We start from the raw sequence: 26,436 nt of genomic DNA, 5'->3' as shown, positions 1-26,436 counted from the left end.
CCTCCGTTCGTCACGCCCGGCGGCGAGCCGGGCGACGCCCCATTCGTTATGCAAACGTCTTGGCGAAACCTTCGACCACCGCCTTCAGCTTGGCAGCGGTGTCGTCGGAGAGATCGCGGCTGGTGCGGATCGCCTCGAGGATATCGGCGTTCTTGCCGCGCAGCAGCGACAGCAGGCCGTCCTCGAACGCCTTCACCTTGTTGAGCGGCAGCGGATCGAGATAGCCGTTGGTGCCGGCCCAGATCACGCAGACCTGCTCTTCCATCTTCAGCGGCGAGAACTGGGGCTGCTTCAGGAGCTCGGTCAGGCGCGCGCCGCGGTTGAGCAGGCGCTGGGTCGAGGCGTCGAGGTCGGAGCCGAACTGCGCGAACGCCGCCATTTCGCGGTATTGCGCGAGCTCGCCCTTGATCTTGCCGGCGACCTTCTTGGTGGCCTTGGTCTGCGCCGACGAACCGACGCGCGACACCGACAGACCGACGTTCACCGCGGGGCGGATGCCCTGGAAGAACAGGTCGGTTTCCAGGAAGATCTGACCGTCGGTGATCGAAATCACGTTGGTCGGGATGTAGGCCGACACGTCGTTGGCCTGGGTTTCGATGACCGGCAGCGCCGTCAGCGAGCCCAAACCATGGTCCTTGCCCAGCTTGGCGGCACGCTCGAGCAGACGGGAGTGCAGATAGAACACGTCGCCCGGATAGGCTTCGCGGCCCGGCGGACGGCGCAGCAGCAGCGACATCTGGCGGTAGGCGACGGCCTGCTTGGAGAGGTCGTCATAGATGATCACGGCGTGCATGCCGTTGTCGCGGAAGTATTCGCCCATCGTGCAGCCGGTGAACGGCGCGATGTACTGCATCGGAGCCGGATCGGACGCGGTCGCCGCAACGACGATCGAGTATTCCAGTGCACCCTGCTCTTCGAGCACCTTGACGAACTGCGCGACCGTGGAGCGCTTCTGGCCGACCGCGACGTAGACGCAGTACAGCTTCTGGGTCTCGTCCGGCTGGGCGTTGAGCGGCTTCTGGTTCAGGATGGTGTCGAGCGCGATCGCGGTCTTGCCGGTCTGACGGTCGCCGATGATCAGCTCGCGCTGGCCGCGGCCGATCGGGATCAGCGCATCGATCGCCTTGAGGCCGGTCGCCATCGGCTCGTTCACCGACTTGCGCGGAATGATGCCGGGCGCCTTGACGTCGACGCGCTTGCGTTCGGTGGCCTGGATCGGGCCCTTGCCGTCGATCGGGTTGCCGAGCGCGTCGACGACGCGGCCGAGCAGGCCCTTGCCGACCGGCGCGTCCACGATCGCGCGGGTACGCTTGACGGTCTGGCCTTCCTTGATCTCGCGGTCGGCGCCGAAAATCACGATACCGACGTTGTCGGTTTCGAGGTTGAGCGCCATGCCGCGCGTGCCGTTCTCGAACTCGACCATTTCACCGGCCTGAACGTTGTCGAGACCGTAGACGCGGGCGATACCGTCACCGACCGACAGCACCTGGCCAACTTCGGTGACCTCGGCTTCCTGGCCGAAATTCTTGATCTGGTCCTTGAGGATCGCAGAAATTTCTGCGGCGCGGATGTCCATCAGCCTGCCTCTTTCATCGCGTTCTTGATCGAATTGAGTTTGGTGCGAAGCGAACTATCCACCATGCGGCTGCCGAGCTTGACCACCAGGCCACCAATAATGGAGGGATCGACCTTCACGTTGAGCGCGACGTCCTTGCCCGTCACTGATTTCAGTGCGGCCTTCAGCGCGTCGAGATTCTTGTCACTGAGCTGCTCGGCGACGGTGACTTCCGCAGTCGCCTCGCCCTTGAACTTCGCCACCAGCGCGCGATAGGCACGGATCACATCGGTAACGGCGAACAGCCGGCGATTGGCGGTGAGCACCTTGAGGAACTTGGCCGACGTGCCGGCGATGCCGGCCTTGTCGAGCACCGCGGTCAGCGCCTTCAGCTGGGTGTCCGCGGCGAACACCGGACTGCGGACGAGGCGCTTGAGATCGGCGCTCTCGTTGAGCATGGCTTCGAACTTGTCGAGGTCGGCCCGGACTTGATCGACGGATTGCTCGTCGCGCGCCAACTCGAACAGGGCCGTTGCGTAACGACCGGACACTCCCGAAACGGACGGATCTTCAGCAGCCACGAGCTCGCTCTTTTTTGCTGTCAAATTCGCAAGGGAAAAACCGTCGCCACCAAAGCAGCGCCTAGCGATCCAAGCCCTTGGAATTCAAGCGGGACTTCGATTTTCGACCGGCACAGGACGCGCCGGGACCGTTAAAATCGCGGCTTTGCTAACATAGCAATCGCGCAGGTGCAACATGACGGCATCGTGAGTGCCGCCTTGTCGCATGCGCTTTTTGCCGATCGCGACCGGCGGTCAAACCGGAAAATTTGGCGCGCGGAAATCCGGCGCGCCGGACCCGATTCGCGCCGCCGCGATTTTGTTCCATCGAAATTTGCATAGGCCTATGGCCGAGCGCGCAGGGAACTCCGGACGAGCTTCGGTTTCATTTGGCGATTACTTACCGAAAACTTACTGTAGCCTCGATAATCAGTATTGGTAAGTATATTTGTTGTTAAAAATTGGTTAAATAGCAAGATTACGGAACCTCGATCGACTACCCCGAGTCGGTAACAAGATATTTCAGCACGAGACAATCGGGATTTACTGCCCAATTCGTGCCTCATTGGGAAACCAAACGGCCTTGGTCAACGAAGGGACGGGGGTTCCACTTGCCGCGTTAGCGGCAATACTGTCTGAGGGTCTTATCAATGCTGAATATCAAGAAGGCGGCGGGCAACGTAACCCGCTCGCGTACGGCGCTTGCGTTTGTAGCCGCAACTATTCTGGTCGGGGGCAGCGTGACCGAGGCGTCCGCAAAGTCCCGGCACCACCATCATCGCCACCACCATCATCACCACGCCCGCGCCGAAGGCTCGTCCTGGCGCGACGCCAATGCATCGATCCAGCCGTCCGGCGGCCACTCGTTCTCTGGGATGGCCTCCTTTTACGGCAATGAGTCGGGCAGCCGCACCGCTTCCGGCCAGCGCTTCAACCAGAACGCCATGACCGCCGCCCACCGCTCGCTGCCGTTCGGCACCAAGCTCCGCGTCACCCATGGCGGCCGCAGCGTCGTCGTCACCATCAACGATCGCGGCCCGTTCATCCGCGGCCGCGTGCTCGACCTCTCCACCGGCGCAGCCCGCGCCATTGGCCTGACCGGTGCCGGCGTCGGCCGCGTCACCGCCGAGGTCGTCTCGTAAGCGCCTTCAGTAAGCGTTGCGTTGCGTAACGGCCGCGAGGCCTGCTTCGCGCCCAAAAAAGGCCTGCCGTCGCAAATGACGGCAGGCTTTTGCTTTTGCGGGCTCAGTAGAGCGCGATGACTACTCTTCTATCCGTCATCCCGCTCTACTTCTTTGTCTTGAGCATGATCTTGCCGGAAAACCGCTACACACTTTTCCGGATCATGCTCTACAGGAAGCTCTGCGGATCGACGTCGACCTCGAGCTTCAGATTGCCCTTGGTCTTGGGACCTGCATCGAGCCACTCGCGCAGATATTGCGGCAGGTCGACATTGCGCAGCGACTTCACCAGCAGGCGGAAGCGGTAGCGGCCCTTGATGACGGCGAGCGGCGCCTCAGCGGGGCCGAGCACCTGGATCCGCTCGTCGAGCGGCGCCACTGCGGCGAGCTTGCGGGCAAAGCCTTCCGCGGTCGGACGGTCGCCGGCGGAGACGATCAGGCTCGCCAGCCGGCCGAACGGTGGATAGCCGGTGCGCTCGCGAATCTCGATCTCGCTGGCATAGAACGCCTCGCGGTCATTGGCGATCAGGGCCTTGATCACCGGATGCTCCGGCTGGTGGGTCTGCAGAAAGCCGACGCCGCGGCCCTGCTCGCGGCCGGCGCGGCCGACCACCTGGTTCAGCAGCTGGAACGTCCGCTCGGCGGCGCGCGGATCGCCATTGCTCAAGCCGAGATCGGCGTCGATGACGCCGACCAGATTGAGCCGCGGGAAGTTGTGGCCCTTCGCCACCAGCTGGGTGCCGATAATGATGTCGACGCGGCCCTCGGCGATCTCGTTGAGCTCGGTGCGCATGGTCTCGATCGAGGTGATGAGATCGCTCGACAGCACCATCGTCCGGGCCTCGGGGAAGATGTGGGCGGCTTCCTCCTGCAGGCGCTCGACGCCGGGCCCAACCGCGACCAGCGATTCCTCGGCCGCGCAATGCGGGCAGATATTCGGGCGTGGCATCGAGAAGCCGCAATGATGACAGACCAGCCGCTGACGGAACCGGTGATCGACCAGCCATGCATCGCAGATCGTGCAGGCGAAGCGGTGGCCGCAGGCGCGGCACAGCGTCAGCGGTGCATAGCCGCGGCGGTTGAGGAACAGCAGCGCCTGCTCGCGGCGCTCGATCGCATGGCGGATTTGCCCGGCCAGAACCGGCGAAATGAAGCGGCCGCGCGGCGGCGGCGCGCGGCGCATGTCGATCGCCTCGATATGCGGCATGTGCTGGCCGCCGAACCGCGACGGCAGAGCCACGCGCTGGTAGCGCCCCTTGCGCGCATTGACCTCGCTCTCGACCGACGGCGTCGCCGATGCCAGCACGATCGGGATCTTCGCGATATGGGCGCGGACCACCGCCATGTCGCGCGCGTGATAATGCGCGCCATCGTCCTGCTTGTAGGCCTGGTCGTGCTCCTCATCGACAATGATGAGGCCGAGATCGGCATAGGGCAGGAACAGCGCGGAGCGGGCGCCGACCACGACCGGCGCCTTGCCCTCGGAGATCGCGGCCCAGTTCCGCGCGCGCGTGCGCGGCGTCAGCTCCGAATGCCATTCCAGCGGCCGCACGCCGAAGCGCTGCGCGAAACGGTCCAGGAACTGGCCGGTCAGCGCGATCTCCGGCATCAGGATCAGCGTCTGCTTGCCGCGCCTGATATTCTCGGCGATCGCCTCGAAATAGACTTCGGTCTTGCCCGAACCGGTGACGCCGTCGAGCAGTGCGACGTGAAAGCTGCCGCTCGCAGCCAGCGTCCGCATCACGTCGACGGCGCTGCGCTGCTCGCGCGAAAAATCCGGCTGCGCATAGGAGGGATCCGGAACGGGCGGCGGTGCCGGCGGCGGCATCGCCTCGACCTTGAGGGTGCCTTCGTCAACCAGGCCGTCGATCACGCCGGAACTGACGCCGGCCTCCCGCGCCGCCTCCGACTTGCCGTGCAGCAAGCGGTCCGACAGCACCTCGATCACCCGCTGGCGCGCCGGCGTCAGGCGCCGCGGCGGCTCGCCGACCAGCCGCACGCCGAGCCGCATCCGCTCCGGCCCGAGATTTTCGCCCATCCGCAGCGTCATCCGCAGCACCATGCCGCGTGCCGACAGGGTGTAATTGGAGACCCAGTCGACCAGCTGGCGCAGCTCCGGCTTCAGCGGCGGAACATCGAGCTTCTCGCTGACGTCCTTGAGCCGGTTGTGCAGCCGCGGATCCGGATTGGCATTTTCCGCCCACACCACCGCGACCACCTCGCGCGGCCCCAGCGGAACGCCGATCACGTCGCCCGGAGCAAGCTCCATGCCGCGCGGAACGCGGTAGGAATAGGTCTGGTTCAGCGCGACAGGCACCAGCACGTCGACGACACGAGTCGTCGATGCAGAGGCTGGGCCGGGGCGCGTGGTATGGTCCATTGAAGCAGAAACCCTGAATCCGAGCGGGCTAGAGATTTGGTTTCTGATTGAATCAGAACCAAATCTCCAGCTTCTTGTTTTGACGCGTTTTCTTCACGCGAACCGGCGTCCACTTCGCTCGAAAACGCTCTCCCACCGCTTCGCTCTCTTAGCGAACGGTAAACGAAGGCAGTGCGATATAATCAGGAGATGAGCAGCGCCAATAGCCCTTAAGACACGGACTTAAGACACGGACATGGCCCGAACCGATCAGCCCATCCAGCCGCTCGAGCTCGACTGCGCCGACGCATCCGTCACGCAGGAGATGACGCGCTGGCTGTCGCATCTGCGTGCCGAGCGGCGGCTGTCGCCGAAGACGCTCGAGGCCTATGCCCGGGACGTGCGCCAATGCCTCGCCTTCCTGGCCGGACACTGGGGCGCGCGGGTGACGCTCAAGGCATTTTCCGCGCTCGAGGCGAGCGACGTGCGCGCCTTCATGGCGATGCGCCGGACAGAGGAGATCGGCGGGCGATCGCTGATGCGGGCGCTGGCGGGCCTGCGCTCGTTCGGACGTTTCCTGGAACGCGAGGGCAAGGGCAAGGTCGGCGCGCTCTCGGCGATCCGCGCGCCCAAGGTGGCGAAGAGCCTGCCGAAGCCAATTCACATGGAAGCAGCGAAACGCTTCGCCGACGCCGACGAGCGCGCGGACGAAACCCGCGAGACCTGGATCCTGGTACGTGACGCCGCCGTCATGGCGCTGCTCTATGGTTCGGGCCTGCGCATCTCCGAGGCGCTGGGGCTGAAGCGCCGCGACGTGCCGAAGCCCGGCGAGGGCGACGTGCTCGTGGTGACCGGCAAGGGCAACAAGACCCGCATGGTGCCCGTGCTGCAGAACGTGCTGCAATTGATCGCGGACTATGCCGCGATCTGCCCGCATCAACTCAGCCCCGCGGGGCCGATGTTCGTCGGCGCGCGCGGCGGTCCCTTGAGCCCGCGCATCATCCAGCTCACCATGGAACGGCTGCGCGGCGCGCTCGGCCTGCCCGACAGCGCAACGCCGCATGCGCTGCGGCATTCCTTCGCCACGCATTTGCTGAGCCGCGGCGGCGATCTGCGCGCGATCCAGGAATTGCTCGGCCACGCATCGCTGTCGACCACGCAGATCTACACCGGCATCGACAGCGAGCGCCTGCTCGAAGTCTATCGCTCCGCGCATCCCCGAGGTTGAACGTTCGGTTCGGAAAAAATAAAGCGCGGGCTTTGGCCCGCCGTCATGCGCCGTTCATCTTCAGACGGTTACCCAAAACCGTTCGGCCCTTGCCTTGTGCACCGCATTCGGCAATCGTGACGCGGTTTCATCCGGAGGGGAATCATGAGCGCACATGAAAGTATGGAGCACGCGGAGCATGCCGAGCATGCGTCGGGCGAGAACAAGAAGATCGCGCTCCTGATCGCCGTGATCGCCCTGTGCCTGGCGCTGTCGGAAACGCTCGGCAAGGGCGCCCAGACCGAATCGATCAGCAAGAATGTCGAGGCCTCCAACCTGTGGGCCTTCTTCCAGGCCAAGAGCATCCGCCGGACCGCGGTGCAGACCGCGGCCGAACAGGGCAAGCTGAACCTCGCGACCACCACCGACGAGGCGGCAAGGGCCGCGCTGCAGAAGCAGATCGACGATTGGCAGAAGACCGCGGCGCGCTATCGCTCGGAGCCGGAAACCGGCGAGGGTTCGGAGCAGCTCTCCGAACGCGCCAAGCACGCCGAGCATGAGCGCGACGAGGCCACCGCGAAATATCATCATTTCGAGCTTGCCTCCGCCGCCTTCCAGATCGCCATCGTGCTGGCATCGGCGACCATCATCACGGGCATCATCGCGTTGGCCTGGGTCTCCGGCCTGGTGACGCTCGCCGGCATCGTGATGACGGCGCTCGGCTTGTTCCAGCCGCACTTGCTGCATCTGCATTGAGACGCAAGGCTTTTGCTCCATCATCCTGAGGCGCGAGCGGAGCGTGCCCCGAAGGATGACGGAACGGAGAGTCCTGCTTAGAGAGGCTTGCTGGTCTGATGCACGCTTTTGCGGAAGCGCGCGATCACGCGCAGCGTGCGCGCCGCCCAGCCCTCGCCGTCGCCGCTGATCATCTCGCGAATGCGCCGCTTGATCGGCTCGACCAGCGCCGTGGCCTTGGCCCGCAGCGCCATCACGAAATTATAGAGCGCCTCGAACCAGGGCATCTCCAGCAGTTTCGGCCGCGTCACGTCGAACAGGAAGGCCGTCACGCCAACGCCGACGAACTTGGCGAACAGGATCAGCGAGACCGCACTGAACCAGTATTGGTTCGCCAGCAGCCAGAGCCCGATCAACTTGAGCGGAAACAGCGGGATCACCGGCACGACGAAGACAATCAGCGTCATCGCCGGCGACAGCGAATCGACCCGGTCGGCAAGCCACTGCTTGAGCGCGCGGAGCGGAATCCACGCCACCACCCGCGCCACGATCGGCTCGAGATGGTCCCATAGCCAGGCCTCGACCAGGAAGACGATCGCAAGCAGGACCCAGAACGGCTGAAGCAGGCGGCGCAGCATCGCTATGATCTCGACCCGGCCTACGCCGGACTTTCGATCATCACATATGGATGGCGCGCTTGCCCACCGCAAGCGCGGCTTCCTTGATCGCCTCCGAACGGGTCGGGTGCGCGTGGCAGGTGCGTGCCAGATCCTCGGCCGATCCGCCGAATTCCATCAGAACGCAGGCTTCGTGGATCATTTCGCCGGCTTCGCGGCCGACAATGTGGACGCCAAGCACCCGATCCGTCTTCGCATCTGCGAGAATTTTCACGAAGCCGTCGGTGGTCTGATTGACCTTGGACCGGCCGTTCGCCGTGAAGGGGAATTTGCCAACGGTGTACGCGACCCCGGCCTGCTTGAGTTCTTCCTCGGTCTTGCCGACCGACGACACTTCCGGCGTGGTATACACAACACCTGGAATGACGTCGTAGTTCACGTGGCCGGACTGGCCCGCGATGATCTCCGCGCAGGCAACGCCTTCGTCTTCCGCCTTGTGCGCGAGCATCGGCCCGGCCACGACGTCGCCGATCGCATAGATACCCTTCACGTTGGTCGAGAAGTGCGCGTCGATCTCGACGCGGCCGCGATTGTCGAGCGCAACGCCGGCCTCCTTCAGCCCGAGCCCCTCGGTGTAGGGCACCCGGCCGATGCAGACGAGCACGACGTCGGCTTCGATGGTTTCCGCAGCACCGCCCGCGGCGGGCTCGACCTTGGCCTGCAGCGTCTTGCCGGAGCTATCGACCGCGGTGACCTTGGCGCCGAGCTTGAAGACGAAGCCCTGCTTCTCGAGCATGCGCTGAAATTGCTTTGCCACCTCGCCGTCCATGCCGGGCAGGATGCGGTCGAGGAATTCCACGACCATGACGTCCGCACCGAGACGCCGCCAGACCGAGCCAAGCTCGAGCCCGATCACCCCCGCGCCGATGATCAACAATTTCTCCGGCACCTTCTCCAGCGACAGCGCGCCGGTCGAGGACACGATGCGCTTCTCGTCGATGTCGATACCTTTCAGGCGGGCGATATCGGAGCCGGTGGCGATCACGATGTTCCTGGTCTCGACGGTCTCGGACTTGCCGTCGCCGGAGACCTCGACCTTGCCGGCGCCGAGGATCTTGCCGGTGCCCTTGAGCACGTCGATCTTGTTCTTCTTCATCAAGAATTCGACGCCCTTGACGTTGCCGTCGATGCCCTGCTGCTTGAAGTTCATCATCGCGGGCAGATCGAGCTTCGGCGCCGGGACACTGACGCCCATCTTGGCAAAGGCGTGCCCGGCTTCCTCGAACATCTCGGAGGCGTGCAGCAGCGCTTTCGACGGCATGCAGCCGATGTTGAGGCAAGTGCCGCCCAGCGTCGCGTTCTTCTCGACGACGGCGACCTTCATGCCGAGTTGCGCCGCGCGGATCGCGCAGACATATCCGCCCGGGCCGGTGCCGATGACGACGAGATCGTAAGAAGCCATGATAGAACGTCCTGTAGCTAAGCTCTGTGACAATTACGCGGGCGCGATCGTGTCGGCAGACCGCCGCCCGCCCTTGATCGTGTGCTAGCGACCGCCCGACACGTCGAGGATCGCGCTGGTGACATAGGAAGCCTCGTCCGAGATCAGCCAGACGATGGCGTTGGCGATTTCATCGGCCGTGCCGACACGCTTCATCGGCACCATGTGGGCAAGCCGGTGCGCACGATCGGGCTCGCCGCCCGCGGCGTGGATGTCGGTGTCGATCAGGCCGGGCCGGATGCCGGCAACGCGGATGCCCTCATTCGCGACTTCGTAGCCGAGGCCGATCGTGAAGGAATCGATCGCGCCCTTGGAAGCGGCATAGTCGACATAGGTGTTGGGCGCACCGAGCTTCGCCGCAACGGAGGAAAGATTGACGATGACGCCGCCCTTGCCGCCGTGCTTGGTCGACATGCGCTTCACCGCCTCGCGCGCGCACAGGATGCTGCCGGTGACATTCACCGCCATCATCTGCTGGATACGCTCGGCCGACATCTCGTCGACACGCACGCCGCTCTTGCCGACGATGCCGGCATTGTTGACGAGCGCGCCGAGCGTGCCGAAGCCGTCGGCCGCCTTGAACAGCGCCAGGATGTCCTGCTCGCTGCCGACATCGCATTTCACCGCGATCGCCTTGCCGTTCCTGGCCTCGATCGCGGCGACGACCTCGTCCGCCGCGGTCTTGTTGGATGCATAGCCGACAACGATGCGATAGCCGCGTGCGGCGGCAGCAAGCGCGGTGGCGCGGCCGATGCCGCGGCTGCCGCCGGTGATGACAACGACCTTATCCGTCACTTTGATCCCCAAATGTGAGCACCCAACAGATCGCGGCGCCCGAGCCGATCGGGCGCCGCGCGCGATACGATCTCAGAGGTCCAGCACCAGGCGGGCCGGATCCTCCAGGCTCTCCTTCACACGCACCAGGAAGGTAACCGCTTCCTTGCCGTCGATGACACGGTGATCATAGGACAGAGCCAGATACATCATCGGGCGCACCTCGATCTTGCCGCCGACGACCATCGGCCGCTCCTGGATCTTGTGCATGCCGAGGATGCCGGACTGCGGCGCATTCAGGATCGGCGTCGACATCAGCGAGCCGTAGATGCCACCATTGGTGATGGTGAAGGTGCCGCCCTGCATCTCGTCGATCTTGAGCTGGCCGTCGCGGGCGCGGCGGCCGTAGTCGGCGATCGACTTCTCGATCTCGGCGATCGACTTGTGGTCGCAGTCGCGCACCACAGGCACCACGAGGCCGCGGTCGGTGCCGACCGCAACGCCGATGTGATAGTAGTTCTTGTAGATCAGGTCAGAGCCGTCGATTTCGGCGTTGACCGCCGGGATGTCCTTCAGCCCCTGCACGACCGCCTTGGTGAAGAAGCCCATGAAGCCGAGCTTCGAGCCGTGCTTCTTCTCGAACGTGTCCTTGTAGAGGGCGCGCAGCTTCATCACCTCGGTCATGTCGACCTCGTTGAAGGTGGTCAGCATCGCGGCGGTGTTCTGCACGTCCTTGAGGCGGCGCGCGATGGTCTGGCGCAGCCGGGTCATCTTCACGCGCTCCTCGCGCGCGGCGTCGTCCGCCGGCGACGGCGCACGAACCTGCACGGCGGCGGCCGGCTGGTTGACCGGGGTCGGCGCCGAGGCGGCCTTCTCGATCGCGGCCAGCATGTCGCCCTTGGTCACGCGGCCGTCCTTGCCCGAGCCGGGAACGGTGGACGCATCGATGCCGCTTTCAGCGGACAGCTTGCGGACCGAGGGTGCCAGCGGCGCATCCGCCGGCGGCGCCTTCGGCGCGGCCGGGGCCGGGGCGGCAGAAGCCGCGGCAGCCGGTGCGGCCACCTTGGCGGGAGCTGCAGCAGCCGGCTTGGCGGCCGGGGCGGCGCCGTCATTGATCTGTCCGAGCAGCGCGCCGACGGCAACCGTCTCGCCGTCATTGGCGATGATCTCGCCGAGCGTGCCGGCGACCGGCGCGGGCACCTCGATGGTGACCTTGTCGGTCTCCAGCTCCACCAACGGCTCGTCCACCGCGACGGCTTCACCGGCCTTCTTGAACCAGCGGCCGATCGTGGCCTCGGTCACGGATTCGCCGAGCGTTGGAACGCGAATTTCAGTCATGGTCTTTTCCTCGATAACCCTGCGGTCGCAAAATTTGCGGTCGTGAAACTTGTCCGCCACCGCCCGCAAAGCGAGCGATCCGGTACTCCGTGACGACAGCACTTCTGCTGGATGACGCGGGATACCGGATGCCCCGCATTCGCGGGGCATGCTTCAATGAAAGTCGTTAGTTCAGTGCGTCGTCGAGCAGCGCCTTGAGCTGCGCCAGATGTTTCGACATCAAGCCGGTAGCGGTTGCCGCCGATGCCGGACGGCCCGCATAGCGCGGACGCTTGTTGGGTGCGTGGATCTGGTTGAGCACCCATTCCAGATAGGGCTCGATGAAATGCCAGGAGCCCATGTTGCGCGGTTCTTCCTGGCACCAGACCACCTCGGCACCCTTGAAGCGGCCGAGCTCCTGCACCAGCGCCTTCAGCGGCACCGGATAGAGCTGCTCGACGCGCATCAGATAGATGTCGTCGATGTCGCGCTTCTCGCGCCCCTCGTAGAGATCGTAATAGACCTTGCCGGAGCACAGCACGACACGACGAATCTTGTCGTCCGGCTTCAGCTTGATCTTCTCGTCCGGCAGCATCTGCGCGTCATCGTACAGAATGCGGTGGAACGTAGCGTTCTTGCCGAGCTCCTCGAGCTGCGACACCGCGCGCTTGTGGCGCAGCAGCGACTTCGGCGTCATCAGGATCAGCGGTTTGCGGATCTCGCGATGCAGCTGGCGCCGCAGCACGTGGAAGTAGTTCGCCGGCGTGGTCGGATTGACCACCTGCATGTTGTCTTCGGCGCACATCTGCAGATAACGCTCGAGGCGCGCGGAGGAATGCTCCGGTCCCTGCCCTTCGTAGCCGTGCGGCAGCAGGCAGACGAGGCCCGACATGCGCAGCCACTTGCGTTCGCCCGAGGAGATGAACTGGTCGAACACCACCTGCGCGCCGTTGGCGAAGTCGCCGAACTGCGCTTCCCAGAGCGCCAGCGCGTTCGGCTCAGCCAGCGAGTAGCCGTATTCGAAGCCAAGCACCGCCTCTTCCGACAGCAGCGAGTTGATGACCTCGTAGTGGCCGGTGTCTTCGCCGCCGAGATGATTGAACGGCGTGTAGCGGCTCTCGTCCTCCTGGTCGATCAGGACGGAGTGGCGCTGCGAGAAGGTCCCGCGCTCGGAATCCTGACCAGACAGCCGCACATGATGACCTTCCTGCAGCAGCGAGCAGAATGCCAGCGCCTCGCCGGTCGCCCAGTCGATCCCAATCCCTGTATCGATCGCCTTGGCGCGATTGTCGAGGAAACGCTGGATGGTGCGGTGGACGCGGAAACCGTCCGGCACCCTGGTGATCTTGCGGCCGATGTCCTTGAGAACGGCGACATCGACGCCGGTGACGCCGCGGCGGGCGTCTTCTTCCTGATCGGCGATCTTGAAGCCTGCCCACTTACCGTCGAGCCAGTCGGCCTTGTTCGGCTTGTAGCCGGCGCCGGCTTCGAGCTCGGCGTCGAGCCGCGCGCGCCAGTCGGCCTTGGCCTTCTCGACCTCGCCCTCGGTCAACACGCCGTCGGCGACCAGCCGCTTGGCGTAGATCTCCAGCGTTGAGGGGTGAGAAGCGATCTTCTTGTACATCACCGGCTGGGTGAAGGCCGGCTCGTCGCCCTCGTTGTGGCCGTGGCGCCGGTAGCAGAACATGTCGATGACGACCGGCTTGTGGAATTTCTGCCGGAACTCGATCGCGACCTTGGCCGCGAACACCACGGCCTCCGGATCGTCGCCATTCACGTGGAAGATCGGCGCATCGATCATCTTCGCCACGTCGGACGGATAGGGCGACGAGCGCGAGTAGCGCGGATAGGTGGTGAAGCCGATCTGGTTGTTGACGATGAAATGCAGCGAGCCGCCGGTACGATAGCCCTTCAGGTCGGACAGGCTGAAGCATTCAGCCACCACGCCCTGGCCTGCGAAGGCCGCGTCGCCATGCATCAAAAGCGGCAGCACGGAGATGCGCATGTCCGGCGGATCGCCGTGCTGGTCCTGCTTGGCGCGCACCTTGCCCATCACGACCGGATCGACGATCTCGAGGTGCGACGGGTTTGCGGTCAGCGACAGATGGATGTTGTTGCCGTCGAACTCGCGGTCCGAGGAGGCGCCGAGGTGATACTTGACGTCGCCCGAGCCTTCGACCGAGTCGGGGTTGGCCGAACCACCCTTGAACTCATGGAACAGCGCGCGGTGCGGCTTGCCCATCACCTGGGTCAGCACGTTGAGGCGGCCGCGATGCGGCATGCCGACCACGATTTCCTTCACGCCGAGATTGCCGCCGCGCTTGATGATCTGCTCGAGCGCCGGGATCAGCGATTCACCGCCGTCGAGGCCGAAGCGCTTGGTGCCGGTGAACTTGGTGTCGCAGAACTTCTCGAAGCCGTCCGCCTCGATCAGCTTGTTGAGGATCGCGCGGCGTCCCTCGGGCGTGAACGAGATCTCCTTGTCCGGCCCCTCGATGCGCTCCTGGATCCACGCTTTCTGTGCGGCGTTCGAGATATGCATGAACTCGACGCCAAGTGTCTGGCAGTAGGTGCGTTCACAGATCTGCACGATCTCGCGCAGCGTGCCGTATTCGAGGCCGAGCACGTGGTCGAGGAAGATCTTGCGATCGAAGTCCGCCTCGGTAAAGCCGTAGGAGCGCGGATCGAGCTCCTCGCGGTCGCGCGGCGCCTCGATGCCGAGCGGATCGAGCTTGGCGTGGAAATGGCCGCGCATGCGGTAGGCGCGGATCAGCATCAGCGCGCGAACCGAATCCCGGGTCGCCTGATGGACGTCGGCATCGGACAGCTCGGCGCCCTTGGCCTGCGCCTTGGCCGCAAGCTTGGTGCCGACCGCCTTCTCGACCTGGGCCCAGTTGCCGTCGAGCGCCGAGGTCAGCTCGTCGCGTGGCGTCACCGGCCAGTTGTCGCGGCCCCACGAGGCGCCCTCGGCGTTCTTCTGGACGTCGGCCGGGGCGTCCTTCAGGCTTTTGAAGAAATCCTGCCACTCGGCGTCGACCGACGACGGGTCCTGCTCGTAGCGGGCGTAGAGGTCGTCGATGTAGGCGGCGTTGGTGCCCTGCAGGAATGATGAGAGTGCAAAAGCGGCGTTCGCGTCTTGGCGAGACATGGGCAGTCCTGGTGATTTTTTCGGTTCGCGCGTAGGAGACGGCGCTGATGCCGGTCTGGAAGTGCGCCGGCTGGGTTGATACCCTTTACCCTATCTAGGACAGATATTCCTGCCTAAAAGAACCAAGAAATGAATTTATTTTCATTTTTTATTGATCGGCATTCTGGCGACAAAGCGCAATAAAAGAGCGGGTTCCCCAAGGAGAACCCGCCCCAAATCACGTCAAATCTCGAAGGGAACTTGCCGGACGGCGGTTACTTCAGCATCTCCGCGAGCGTCTGCCCGAGGCGCGCCGGCGACGGCGACACCCTGATGCCGGCGGCCTCCATTGCCGCGGTCTTGGAACCGGCGTCGCCCTTGCCGCCCGAGATGATCGCGCCGGCATGGCCCATGCGGCGGCCGGGAGGTGCGGTGACACCGGCAATGAAGCCGACCATTGGCTTCTTGCGGCCGCGCTTGGCCTCGTCCTTGAGGAACTGGGCGGCGTCTTCCTCGGCGGAGCCGCCGATTTCGCCGATCATCACGATCGACTTGGTCTTCTCGTCGGCCAGGAACATCTCCAGCATGTCGATGAACTCGGTGCCCTTGACCGGGTCGCCGCCGATGCCGACCGCGGTGGTCTGGCCGAGGCCCTCCTGGGTGGTCTGGAACACCGCCTCATAGGTCAGGGTGCCGGAGCGGGAGACGATGCCGACCGAGCCGGGCTTGAAGATGTTGGCCGGCATGATGCCGATCTTGCATTCGCCGGCGGTCATCACGCCAGGGCAGTTCGGCCCGATCAGCCGCGACTTCGAGCCCGAGAGCGAGCGCTTCACCCGCACCATGTCGAGCACGGGAATGCCCTCGGTGATGCAGACGATCAGGGGGATTTCCGCATCGATCGCCTCGCAGATCGCGTCGGCTGCGCCCGGCGGCGGGACATAGACCACGCTGGCGTCCGCGCCGGTCTTCTCGCGCGCTTCGGCGACGGTGTCGAACACCGGCAGGTTGAGATGGGTCGAGCCGCCTTTGCCCGGCGCCACGCCGCCGACCATCTTGGTGCCGTAAGCGATCGCCGCTTCCGAATGGAACGTGCCGTTCTTGCCGGTGAAGCCCTGGCAGATGACCTTGGTGTTCTTGTCGATCAGAATGGACATGGTTCGAGATGCTTTCGCGAGACGATCGGTGAAGGGACTCTATGATTTGAGCATGATCTTATCGGAAAACCGGAGACCACTTTTCCGGATCATGCTCAGTGAATACGCCGGTACACGCCGGTGAGCACGTCGGCCCACCCTTCCGCGTCAGGCGAGAACTGGATTTTCATGTTGTAGGTGTTGTCGTCGACGACCTCGTAGACGTGACGGGCATTGCCGCGCAGCGAGCCGCGCACCAGGATCAGCGACTTGCCCGCCCAGCCACCGGACGCCGGTGACGGCGGGTAGTAGCCGAGCGAGTCGTGCCAGAACAGTTTGTAGGCCCGGTCGTCGCGGTCGTAGGTGAACACGCCGTGGGTGGCGAAGCTTTCCTTGCCGTCGCGGGTCTGCACGCTGTCCTGGATCAGGTAGAAGCCGTTGAGCGCGATGCGCGCAACGACATGCGAGGTGGCCGGACCGCCCGCGGTCCAGCGCGACGGATAGACCATCTCTTCGCCGCTCCACTCGCCCGCAAACGCCGCGAGCTTGCGGTGTTCGTCCAGCGGTGTCGGAGCGTCGAGATGATCGGCCATCGTTAGCCTCCCTTGACGGCTTTCACGATCTTCTGTGCAGCGTCATCGAGGTTGTCGGCGGGCAGGACGTTGAGGCCGCTCTCGCGGATGATCTTCTTGCCCTGCTCGACATTGGTGCCTTCGAGGCGCACCACCAGCGGCACCTTGAGGCCGACCTGCTTCACAGCGGCAACCACGCCCTCGGCGATCACGTCGCACTTCATGATGCCGCCGAAGATGTTGACCAGGATGCCCTTCACGTTCGGATCGGCGGTGATGATCTTGAACGCGGCCGCGACCTTCTCCACGCTGGCGCCGCCGCCGACATCGAGGAAGTTCGCCGGCTCCATGCCGTACAGCTTGATGATGTCCATGGTCGCCATGGCGAGGCCGGCGCCGTTGACCATGCAGCCGATCGTACCGTCGAGCGCGACGTAGTTGAGATCGTATTTCGACGCCTCGATCTCCTTGGCGTCTTCCTCGGTCTCGTCACGCAGCGCGACCACGTCCGGATGACGATAGAGCGCGTTGCTGTCGAACGACACCTTGGCGTCGAGCACGCGAAGCTGGCCCTGCTTGGTGACGACGAGCGGATTGATCTCGAGCATCGCCATGTCCTTGGCGGCGAAGGCGGCATAGAGCTGGCCGGTCAGTTTCTCGGCCTGCTTGGCGAGATCGCCGGTCAGCTTCAGCGCCTTGGCAACAGTGCGGCCGTGATGCGGCATGATGCCGGTCGCGGGATCGACCGAGAACGAGACGATCTTTTCCGGGGTCGAATGCGCGACCTCCTCGATATTCACGCCGCCTTCGGTCGACACCACGAAGGAAATTTCGGAGGTCTCGCGATTGACCAGGATCGAGAGGTAGAACTCCTTGTCGATGTCGGAGCCTTCCTCGATGTAGAGGCGATTGACCTGCTTGCCGTGCGGACCGGTCTGCACCGTGACTAGCGTCGCGCCGAGCATCTGCTTGGCGAATTCGCTGACCTCGGCGGCCGACTTGGCGATGCGGACGCCGCCCTTGTCGCCGGCCGATGCTTCCTTGAACTTGCCCTTGCCGCGGCCGCCGGCATGGATCTGGCTCTTCACCACCCAGATCGGGCCGGGCAGCTGCTTGGCCGCCGCGTCGGCCTCTTCCGGCTTCAGCACCGGCACGCCGCGCGAGATCGGCACGCCGAATTCATGCAGCAAAGCCTTGGCCTGGTATTCATGGATATTCATGGAAAGACGCTCCCAAACCCTCGTGCGGCGACCTTTTACGTCAGCCTTGAGACTGGCATACCATATACCAAAGCTCGCGCAACTAAAAAACCCACCGAAATTTCATTGCCTTGCACCCGACAGGCGATTGAAACCGCCTATCGGGCCATTGCCAATCCAGATTACTTGCCGAGCAGATCGGGCGCGATCTTCTTGCAGGCGTCGACCAGGCCCTGCACCGCACCGACCGACTTGTCGAAAGCCTCGCGGTCCTTACCCGCCAACTCGATCTCGACGATGCGCTCGACACCCTTGGCGCCGACCACGACCGGCACGCCGACATACATGTCCTTCACGCCGTACTCGCCGTTGAGATAGGCGGCGCAGGGCAGCACGCGCTTCTTGTCCTTCAGGTAGCTCTCGGCCATCGCGATCGCGGACGCGGCCGGCGCGTAGAAGGCGGAGCCAGTCTTGAGCAGGTTGACGATCTCGGCGCCGCCGTTGCGGGTGCGATCGACGATCTCATCGATGCGCGCCTGCGAGGTCCAGCCCATCTTGACGAGGTCGGGCAGCGGAATGCCGGCGACGGTCGAGTAGCGGGTCAGCGGCACCATGGTGTCGCCGTGGCCGCCGAGCACGAAGGCGGTGACGTCCTCGACCGAGACGTGGAATTCGTCGGCCAGGAAATAGCGGAAACGCGCGGAGTCGAGCACGCCGGCCATGCCGACCACCTTCTTGTGCGGCAGGCCCGAGGCCTTCTGCAGCGCCCACACCATGGCGTCGAGCGGGTTGGTGATGCAGATGACGAAAGCGTCGGGCGCGTACTTCTTGATGCCGGCGCCGACCTGCTCCATGACCTTGAGGTTGATGGAGAGGAGATCGTCGCGGCTCATGCCGGGCTTGCGCGGCACGCCGGCGGTGACGATGCAGACCTTGGCGCCGTCGAGCGCTTCATAGGAATTGGCGCCGACCAGATTGGAATCGAAACCGTCGACCGGCGACGACTGCGCGATGTCGAGCGCCTTGCCCTGCGGCACGCCCTCGGCAATGTCGAACAGCACGACGTCTCCGAGTTCCTTGAGGCCGACGAGGTGCGCCAGCGTTCCGCCGATCTGTCCAGAGCCAATCAGAGCAATCTTGTCGCGTGCCATGGGAAATCAGTCCTTTGAACTGTGTACGGGAGGGAGGGAAGTCGGTTGCAAGGGTGGTTATCCCTTTCGAATGATCCATTCAAGTCGCGGCCTGCCCGATTGCGGGCCCTGCCTGGAATTCGATCAGGCATGCCAGCAACATCCGCCCGGAGACACGAAAAGTTGCTCCGAACCGGACCGCGCGCAATACGAAATTTCGAGACGGAATTTCGCGGCTGAATTTCAGGTCTCGACCAGGCCGGTCGACGCGCCGCTCGCGGAGGAGTCCTTCCGGCCGTGCGGCAGCGCCAGGTAGGATTCCGAGCTCATTTCGATCAGGCGCGAGGATGTGCGCTTGAACTCCATCGCCTCGACGCCTTCGGTCGCAAGGTACAGCGACACCGGATCGGCCTCGGCCGAGGCCATCAGCTTCACGGCATTGTCATAGAGCGTGTCGATCAGCGAGATGAAGCGCTTGGCGGCATTGCGCTCAGCGTAGTCCATCACCGGAATGTGGTCGATCAGGATCGTATGGTAATCGTGCGCGAGCCTGAGGTAGTCGGACGCGGCCAGCGGCTTCTCGCAGATGTCCATGAAGCTGAAGCGCGCGACGCCGTGCGCCGAGCAGGGCACGTTCAGGATCCGTCCCTTGATCGGAATGAGGCGCGCCTTGCACGGCGCATTGCCGGTCATCTTGCGCCAGGCCGCGTTGAGCGCGGCATCGGCCGCGTCATCCGCGGGCACCAGCCACATCTTGACGCCGACGAGTTTCTCCAGCCGGAAGTCGGTGCGCGCATCGAGCCGCAACACGTCCATGTGGTCGGAGATCTGCGCAATGAACGGCAGGAACAGCGCGCGATTGAGCCCGCCCTTGTAGAGATCATCCGGCGCGACGTTCGACGTCGCGACCACGACGGTGCCGAGCTCGAACAGCTTTGCGAACAGCCGGCCGAGGATCATCGCATCCGCGATATCGGTGACGTGAAATTCGTCGAAGCAGAGCAGCCAGGCTTCGTCGAAGATCGCCTGCGCGGTGAGCGCGATCACGTCGCCATCCGCGATCTCGCCGCGCGCGATCTGCTGACGATAGCCGTAGATGCGCTCATGCGCCTCGGCCATGAATTCATGGAAATGCGCGCGGCGCTTGTGCTCGACCGGGCTCTGCTGGAAGAACAGATCCATCAGCATGGTCTTGCCGCGGCCGACCTCGCCGTGGACGTAGAGCCCGCGCGGCGGCTTGTCGTCCTTGTCGCCGCCGAACAGCCGCCCGAGCAGGCCTGGCTTGCGCTGCGGCTTGTAGCTCGCGAGCCGCTCATCCAGCGCGCCGAACGCCTCGGCGGCGCGGGCCTGCGCGGGATCCGCCTCGATCGCGCCGGAGGCGACCAGGGACTTGTAGTGCTCGAGAAAGGAACTGGGCGAGGTGGACAGCATGAGCCTACCTTACGGCCCTAGTGCGCGGCAAATTGCAAGCCGTGAATTGTGCCAGTGGCTATGCAGGCAGGTATGCAGGCGCAAACCCTTGCATACCACGGCCGACCGCATGAGCCTTGCCGGGGCGCCTTAAAACGCGATCTGCAACACCTTACGCGCAGAGGTCGTAGGAATCCTCGACCACATAGGGTCCGCCGCCGGTCGACGCGCGCGACGAGAACAGCACGAAGCGGTCTGCCATGAAGGTGCGGCTCGGGAAGTAGCCGCGCACGGACAGATAATCCGCGACGTCCTGGCTCGAAGCGTCATGCAAACGCGCGAGCGTGACATGTGGCGTGAATTTTCTGCCCTCGGGATTGAGCCCCATCCGCTGCATCATCCGCTCGAGCTCGGCCTGCAGTTCGATCAACGGCCGGCTCGGCTCGACGGCGGCAACCACCGCGCGCGGCTTGCGTCCGCCGAAGCTCGACAGGCCCTGCAATTTGACCTCGAACGGCTTGCGGTTTACCCGAAACAGCATCGTCGCGATCTCGTTGGCCCACATGCCATCGATATCGCCGATGAAGCGCAGAGTGACGTGATAATTTTCGGGATCGATCCAGCGTGCGCCGGGAAGGCCGCCACGCAAGCTGGAGAGGGTTTGGCCGATGTCGGCCGGAATTTCCAGTCCAGTGAACAGACGCGGCATCGCAATAATCCTCGATGCTTGGCGCGGGTTTTGGGAGCCCGCACCCTGTAACGGCCCGGCGACGAATCACCGATGTCTATTTGTACCCGAGATATGTGACTCTGCGAAGCATGACCCGTTAACAGCTCGTAAACCTACGGACACGACACGGCTCACTGCCTGCGCTTCAACTGCGTTGCCCTGATATTGCGCCGAGAAATGCCTCCACTGTGGGCAGGATATTTTTCACAACGATGTCCACACCTGCTGCCGTCGGATGCATGCCGTCGGCCTGGTTGAGCTTGGCATCGGCGGCAACGCCATCGAGGAAGAACGGATAGAGCGGCACGCCAAGTGTCTTCGAGAGATCCGGATAGATCGCGTTGAACTTCGCTGCATACTCACTGCCATAGTTCGGTGGCGCGAGCATACCGCACAAGAGCACGGCGATCTTGCGCGCCTGCAACTTTGTGATGATGTCGGTGAGCGCGGCACGCGTGACGGCGGGATCGATGCCGCGCAAGGCATCGTTGGCGCCGAGCTCGACAATCACGGCATCGGTTCCATCAGGCACCGACCAGTCGAGCCGCTCGCGGCCGCCCGAGGCGGTGTCGCCGGACACCCCGGCATTGCTCATCTCGACCTTTATCCCCTTGGCTTCCAACGCCTTTTGCAGCCGGATCGGGAATGCCGCCGGGCCCGGGAGGCCGTACCCGGCGCTCAGGGAATCGCCCAGGACCACCATCTTGATCGGCTTCGCCGGGCCTTTCTCCAGCCTTGGCGTCTGCGCGCTGGCCGCCGTCATCAAGCCCATAAGCAACACGAGTATGTGCACGAAGATTCTCAACCGGCCCTCGACCGCAGCTGCGGAAGTGCCATATGACCGAACCATGGACAGTCTCATCGAATCCTCTTCACTGACCGACGTCGAGCCGGACACCATTGCCGTCAGGAACGTCAATCTCTCGCTCGGCACCGGCGCGGCACGGGTCCATATCCTCAAAGATATCAGCCTTCGTGTGGCGGCGGGTGAGGCCATCGGCCTGATCGGCCCGTCGGGCTCGGGCAAGTCGACCTTGCTGATGGTGATGGCGGGGCTCGAACGTCCTGACAGTGGAGAAGTGGTCGTCAACGGCACCTCGTTCAATGCCCTCGATGAAGATGCGCTGGCGCGCTTCCGCGGTCGCCAGGTCGGCATCGTCTTCCAGTCATTCCACCTGATCCCGACCATGACGGCGCTGGAGAATGTCGCGGTGCCGCTCGAGCTCGCCGGCAATCCCGATGCCGCTGCGCGCGCCGCGCAGGAGCTGCAGTCGGTCGGGCTCGGCGAACGGCTGCATCATTATCCGACGCAGCTCTCCGGCGGCGAGCAGCAGCGCGTCGCGATCGCGCGTGCGCTTGCGCCCGACCCCGCGATCCTGGTGGCCGACGAGCCGACCGGAAATCTCGACGAGACGACGGGCAAGCAGATCGTCGATCTGCTGTTCACCAAGCACGCCGAGCGCGGCATGACCCTGGTGCTGGTGACGCACGATCTCGCGCTCGCGCAGCGCTGCGACCGCGTCGTGCGGCTGCGCTCCGGCCGCATCGACGGACCATCCACGACATGAGCATCGCGTCCGAAGTCGCGGTGCAGGGCCGCGCGTCGTCGCTTGCCTTCCGTTATGCGCTGCGCGAATTGCGCGGCGGCCTGCGCGGCTTTTACGTGTTCATCGCCTGCATCGCGCTCGGCGTGATGACGATCGCCGGCGTCGGCTCGGTCGCCGCGAGCCTTGGCGACGGCCTGTCCCGCGAGGGACGCACGCTGCTCGGCGGCGACGTCGCGTTCTCGCTGATCTCGCGCGAGGCCAAGCCCGACGAGGTCGCTTATCTGCGCACGCGCGGCGAGGTTTCGATCGCGGCCACGCTGCGCGCGATGGCCCGCAGCAATGACGGCAAGCTGGCGCTGGTCGAGCTCAAGGCCGTCGACGGCAAATATCCGATGCTCGGCGAGCTGACGCTCGAGCCGAACATGTCGGTCGCCGATCTGCTCGCCGAACGCGACGGCATCTACGGCGCGGCCGCCGATTCGACGTTGCTGGCGCGGCTTGACCTGAAGCTCGGTGACCGCGTCACCATCGGCAGTGCGACCTATCAGATCCGAAGCGTGGTGGTGGCCGAGCCCGACAAGCTCGCCGGCGGCGTCGGCCTCGGGCCGCGCTTCCTGGTCAGCGAAGCCAGCCTGCGCGCCACCGACCTGCTGCAACCGGGCAGCCTGGTGCGCTGGATCTACCGCGTGAAACTGCCTGACGGCGCCAACGACGATCGCGCCACCACCGCGCTGATCGACGGTGCACGCAGCGCAGCGCCGGAGGCCGGCTGGGAGGTCCGCAGCCGCAGCAATGCCTCGCCGCAGCTCGAGCGCACCATCAACCGCTTCACCCAGTTCCTGACCCTGGTCGGCCTCGCGGCGCTGCTGGTCGGCGGTGTCGGCGTCGCCAACGCGGTGAAGAGCCATATCGACCGGCGTCGCGACGTCATCGCCTCGTTCAAGGCGCTCGGCGCCACCGGCCGCGACGTCTTCACGATCTACTGCACGCAGGTGGTGGTGCTGGCCGGGATCGGCTCGGTGATCGGGCTCGTGCTCGGCGCGGCGCTGCCCTTCGTCATCGTCGGCCTGTTCGGCAGGCTGCTGCCGCTGCCGGTGGTGCCCGCGCTGCATCCCGACGAGCTCGCGCTGTCCTTCATCTATGGCCAGCTCACCGCGCTGGCTTTCGGGCTGTGGCCACTCGGCCGCGTCCATGACGTGCCGGTCGCCTCACTGTTCCGCGAGACCGTCGCCAGCGAGTGGCATCGCCCGCGCTGGAGCTATCTGGCGCTGATGGCCGTGGTGATCGCGCTGCTGATCGGCGTCGCGATCGGGCTTGCCTATGACAAGCGGGTCGCCGCCGTGTTCGTCGCCTCGTCGATCGCGGTGTTCCTGCTGCTTCGCGGAATTGCCGAGCTCCTGATGGCGGTGGCGCGGCGGTTGCCGCGCAGCCGCATGACCATGCTGCGGCTCGCGATCGCCAACATCCACCGGCCGGGCGCGCTGACGCCGTCGGTGGTGCTGTCGCTGGGGCTCGGGCTGGCGGTGCTCGTCACCATCACCCAGATCGACGGCAATCTGCGCCGGCAATTCCTGGCCGCCCTGCCGGAGCGGGCGCCGTCGTTCTTCTTCATCGACATCCCCTCCACCGAAGCCGACCGCTTCAATGCCTTCCTGTCCAAGGTCGCCGCCGGCTCGACCGTCGAGGACGTGCCGATGCTGCGCGGGCGCATCGTCGCCGCGCGCGGCGTCAAGGCCGACCAGCTCAAGCCGTCGGTCGATTCGGAATGGGTGCTGCAGAGCGACCGCGGTCTGACCTATACCGGGGAAATCCCCAAGGGCTCGAAGATCGTCGAGGGCGAATGGTGGGGGCCGGACTACAGCGGGCCACCGCTGGTCTCGATGGAGAAGAAGATCGCCGACGGCCTGTCGTTGAAGATCGGCGACGAGATCGTGGTCAACGTGCTCGGACGCGACGTGCCGGCGAAGATCGCCAACCTGCGCAACATCGACTGGCAGGGCCTCGGCATCAATTTCGTACTGGTGTTCTCGCCGAATGCCTTCAAGGGCGCGCCGCACAGCCATGTCGCGACCCTGACGGAACCACATGCCGATTCCGCCGACGACGCGCGCATCATCAAGCAGGTCGCCGACGCGTTCCCGATGGTGACCAGCGTGCGGGTCCGCGAGGCGCTGGAGACGGTCGGCAGCGTCGTCAGCAATCTGGTGCTGGCGATCCGCGGCGCCAGCGCCGTGACGCTGATATCCGCAATCCTGGTGCTCGGCGGCGCACTGGCCGCCGGACACCGTCACCGCGTCTATGACGCCGTGATTCTCAAGACGCTCGGCGCCACGCGGGTACGACTGCTTGGCGCCTACGCGCTGGAGTATCTGATGATCGGTTTTGCAACCGCCGTGTTCGGGGTGATCGCCGGCTCGGTCGCGGCCTGGCTGATCGTGACGCGGCTGATGACGCTGAGTTTTATCTGGCAGGCCGGCAGCGCTGCGCTGGTCGTGGTCGCCGCGCTGGTCGTCACGGTCGGACTGGGGCTCGCCGGGACGCTGCTCGCGCTAAACCAGAAGCCGGCCTCAGTGTTGCGGAATTTGTGACAAAATGTAGCGGCGCGAGCGCCCGTTTTTGCCTATAACGCTAGGGCAGAGCGACATTCGGCCGCGCGTGGAAGCTTGCGTCGGATGTGTTAATTTCCCACATACCAATCGGGTCGGATAGTCGGTTTGAATGACACGGAATTAATGTTCCGCAAACCGAGCCATCTGAGATAGATTTACGACCGGCGCCGCAAATCCCTTGCGCTCCACCGGGACCAACCACGGGAATTCGACCATGTCGGACCTAGACCGCAACTACGCTTCTCCTTTCGGCCGGGCCGCCGGGCGCATTGACGCTGCGGCCGTCGACGCCGGTCTGCGCGCCTACATGCTGCGCATCTACAACTACATGAGCATCGGCCTGGCCATCACCGGCCTCGCCGCGCTCGGTGTCTACATGGGTGCGGTGACGACCGACCAGTCGGCCGCCGTCGCCAAGTTCGGCAACGCCTATCTGACGCAGTTCGGCTACGCGATGTTCGTGAGCCCGCTGAAGTGGCTGTTCATCCTCGCCCCTCTGGCGATGGTGTTCGTCATCTCGGCCGGCATCAACCGCCTGCAGCCCGCGACCGCCCAACTCCTGTTCTGGGTGTTCTCGGCGCTGATGGGCCTGTCGCTGTCGTCGATCTTCCTGGTGTACACGCACACCTCGATCGTGCGCGTGTTCTTCATCACCGCGGCGACGTTCGGTGCGCTGAGCCTCTACGGCTACACCACCAAGCGTGACATGAGCGGCATGGGTTCGTTCCTGTTCATGGGTCTGATCGGCATCATCATCGCGAGCCTGGTCAACCTGTTCCTGGCGAGCTCGGCGCTGCAGTTCATCGTGTCGGTGGTCGGCGTGCTGGTGTTCGCGGGCCTCACCGCCTGGGACACCCAGCGGCTGAAGAACGACTACATCTACGGCTACGCCTCGCAGGGTGGCGTGATGGCAGAGCGTGCGGCAATCACTGGTGCGCTGTCGCTCTACCTGAACTTCATCAACCTGTTCACGCTGCTCCTGCAGCTGCTCGGCCAGCGCGACTAAGCGCCTCGAGCGAGCCGATCGATCCGAGCCCCGGCCACACGGCCGGGGCTTTTCTTTTGCGCGAGGCAAAATGCGGCATAGCCCGGATGGAGCGCAGCGTAATCCGGATAAGTCTTTGGAGAGACCGGCCCAGGATTGCGTACGCTTCATCCGCGCTACGGTTT

General features: G+C 64.6%; 21 protein-coding genes. 6 read left to right on the top strand and 15 right to left on the bottom strand.

Going from position 1 to position 26,436, the window contains the following annotated elements:
* Nucleotides 1-46 precede the first annotated feature (46 nt).
* Together atpA and QA639_RS02150 are read right to left on the bottom strand one after the other, a co-directional pair.
* The gene (atpA, locus tag QA639_RS02155; protein ID WP_283089067.1) at nt 47-1,576 is read right to left on the bottom strand and encodes a F0F1 ATP synthase subunit alpha; all 1,530 of its coding nucleotides are present in this window, start codon (nt 1,574-1,576) and stop codon (nt 47-49) included.
* Nucleotides 1,576-2,136, bottom strand: a complete 561-nt coding sequence (locus tag QA639_RS02150) for a F0F1 ATP synthase subunit delta (RefSeq protein WP_283089066.1) — start codon at nt 2,134-2,136, stop codon at nt 1,576-1,578. Before QA639_RS02150 ends, atpA begins: the two co-directional genes overlap by 1 nt.
* A gap of 629 nt (nt 2,137-2,765) precedes the next feature.
* Between QA639_RS02150 and QA639_RS02145 the strand changes: the two genes are divergently transcribed.
* Nucleotides 2,766-3,257, top strand: coding sequence for a septal ring lytic transglycosylase RlpA family protein (locus QA639_RS02145; protein WP_016843825.1), 492 nt, complete (start codon nt 2,766-2,768; stop codon nt 3,255-3,257).
* Nucleotides 3,258-3,465: 208 nt separating this feature from the next.
* On the opposite strand, the gene QA639_RS02140 is transcribed toward QA639_RS02145, so the two are convergent.
* Nucleotides 3,466-5,676 (bottom strand): primosomal protein N', encoded by a 2,211-nt coding sequence (locus QA639_RS02140; RefSeq protein ID WP_283089065.1) that lies wholly within the window; start codon nt 5,674-5,676, stop codon nt 3,466-3,468.
* A 235-nt stretch (nt 5,677-5,911) separates the two neighbouring features.
* Between QA639_RS02140 and QA639_RS02135 the strand changes: the two genes are divergently transcribed.
* Entirely contained in the window at nt 5,912-6,883 is a 972-nt protein-coding gene (locus QA639_RS02135; RefSeq protein WP_028336315.1) for a tyrosine recombinase XerC, read from the top strand.
* Between the two features lie 144 nt (nt 6,884-7,027).
* A complete protein-coding gene (locus tag QA639_RS02130; RefSeq protein WP_028336314.1) occupies nt 7,028-7,618 on the top strand; it encodes a DUF4337 domain-containing protein in 591 nt (196 codons plus the stop codon).
* A 77-nt stretch (nt 7,619-7,695) separates the two neighbouring features.
* On the opposite strand, the gene QA639_RS02125 is transcribed toward QA639_RS02130, so the two are convergent.
* The 12 genes from QA639_RS02125 to QA639_RS02070 all read right to left on the bottom strand — a co-directional run bounded on the left by QA639_RS02125 (nt 7,696) and on the right by QA639_RS02070 (nt 21,903).
* Nucleotides 7,696-8,235 carry a hypothetical protein gene (locus QA639_RS02125; RefSeq protein WP_028336313.1) on the bottom strand — a complete coding sequence of 180 codons (540 nt, stop codon included), beginning with the start codon at nt 8,233-8,235 and terminating at the stop codon, nt 7,696-7,698.
* 40 nt (nt 8,236-8,275) lie between these two features.
* Nucleotides 8,276-9,676 (bottom strand): dihydrolipoyl dehydrogenase, encoded by a 1,401-nt coding sequence (lpdA, locus tag QA639_RS02120; protein WP_157347473.1) that lies wholly within the window; start codon nt 9,674-9,676, stop codon nt 8,276-8,278.
* 84 nt (nt 9,677-9,760) lie between these two features.
* Nucleotides 9,761-10,510 carry an SDR family oxidoreductase gene (locus QA639_RS02115; RefSeq protein ID WP_028336311.1) on the bottom strand — a complete coding sequence of 250 codons (750 nt, stop codon included), beginning with the start codon at nt 10,508-10,510 and terminating at the stop codon, nt 9,761-9,763.
* A gap of 72 nt (nt 10,511-10,582) precedes the next feature.
* Nucleotides 10,583-11,827, bottom strand: a complete 1,245-nt coding sequence (gene odhB / locus QA639_RS02110) for a 2-oxoglutarate dehydrogenase complex dihydrolipoyllysine-residue succinyltransferase (protein WP_028336310.1) — start codon at nt 11,825-11,827, stop codon at nt 10,583-10,585.
* A 166-nt stretch (nt 11,828-11,993) separates the two neighbouring features.
* On the bottom strand, nt 11,994-14,954 hold the full coding sequence (locus QA639_RS02105; RefSeq protein ID WP_283089064.1) for a 2-oxoglutarate dehydrogenase E1 component: 2,961 nt from the start codon (nt 14,952-14,954) through the stop codon (nt 11,994-11,996).
* Between the two features lie 254 nt (nt 14,955-15,208).
* Nucleotides 15,209-16,090 (bottom strand): succinate--CoA ligase subunit alpha, encoded by an 882-nt coding sequence (gene sucD, locus QA639_RS02100; RefSeq protein WP_028336308.1) that lies wholly within the window; start codon nt 16,088-16,090, stop codon nt 15,209-15,211.
* A gap of 95 nt (nt 16,091-16,185) precedes the next feature.
* A complete protein-coding gene (locus tag QA639_RS02095; protein WP_016845086.1) occupies nt 16,186-16,662 on the bottom strand; it encodes a DUF1579 family protein in 477 nt (158 codons plus the stop codon).
* Between the two features lie 2 nt (nt 16,663-16,664).
* Nucleotides 16,665-17,861: an ADP-forming succinate--CoA ligase subunit beta gene (sucC, locus tag QA639_RS02090; RefSeq protein WP_028336307.1), complete on the bottom strand. Its 1,197-nt coding sequence runs from the start codon at nt 17,859-17,861 to the stop codon at nt 16,665-16,667.
* A 161-nt stretch (nt 17,862-18,022) separates the two neighbouring features.
* Nucleotides 18,023-18,991: a malate dehydrogenase gene (mdh, locus tag QA639_RS02085; RefSeq protein WP_028336306.1), complete on the bottom strand. Its 969-nt coding sequence runs from the start codon at nt 18,989-18,991 to the stop codon at nt 18,023-18,025.
* Between the two features lie 222 nt (nt 18,992-19,213).
* Nucleotides 19,214-20,401 carry a cell division protein ZapE gene (gene zapE / locus QA639_RS02080; RefSeq protein ID WP_157347480.1) on the bottom strand — a complete coding sequence of 396 codons (1,188 nt, stop codon included), beginning with the start codon at nt 20,399-20,401 and terminating at the stop codon, nt 19,214-19,216.
* Nucleotides 20,402-20,552: 151 nt separating this feature from the next.
* A complete protein-coding gene (gene thpR, locus QA639_RS02075) occupies nt 20,553-21,089 on the bottom strand; it encodes an RNA 2',3'-cyclic phosphodiesterase (protein WP_157347482.1) in 537 nt (178 codons plus the stop codon).
* A 166-nt stretch (nt 21,090-21,255) separates the two neighbouring features.
* Nucleotides 21,256-21,903 carry an arylesterase gene (locus QA639_RS02070; protein WP_050386457.1) on the bottom strand — a complete coding sequence of 216 codons (648 nt, stop codon included), beginning with the start codon at nt 21,901-21,903 and terminating at the stop codon, nt 21,256-21,258.
* Nucleotides 21,904-21,958: 55 nt separating this feature from the next.
* Here QA639_RS02070 and QA639_RS02065 point away from each other — a divergent pair, with 55 nt between their 5' ends.
* The 3 genes from QA639_RS02065 to QA639_RS02055 all read left to right on the top strand — a co-directional run bounded on the left by QA639_RS02065 (nt 21,959) and on the right by QA639_RS02055 (nt 26,272).
* Nucleotides 21,959-22,678, top strand: coding sequence for an ABC transporter ATP-binding protein (locus tag QA639_RS02065; protein ID WP_050386458.1), 720 nt, complete (start codon nt 21,959-21,961; stop codon nt 22,676-22,678).
* A complete protein-coding gene (locus QA639_RS02060; RefSeq protein ID WP_283089063.1) occupies nt 22,675-25,245 on the top strand; it encodes an ABC transporter permease in 2,571 nt (856 codons plus the stop codon). Before QA639_RS02065 ends, QA639_RS02060 begins: the two co-directional genes overlap by 4 nt.
* A gap of 235 nt (nt 25,246-25,480) precedes the next feature.
* Nucleotides 25,481-26,272, top strand: a complete 792-nt coding sequence (locus tag QA639_RS02055) for a Bax inhibitor-1/YccA family protein (RefSeq protein ID WP_021078796.1) — start codon at nt 25,481-25,483, stop codon at nt 26,270-26,272.
* Nucleotides 26,273-26,436: the final 164 nt, after the last annotated feature.

Origin of the sequence: Bradyrhizobium pachyrhizi (assembly GCF_029714545.1) — a bacterium.
GTDB lineage: Bacteria > Pseudomonadota > Alphaproteobacteria > Rhizobiales > Xanthobacteraceae > Bradyrhizobium > Bradyrhizobium pachyrhizi.
The sequence above is the reverse complement of the archived record's forward strand: the minus strand, read 5'-3'. Positions and strand labels throughout refer to the sequence as shown.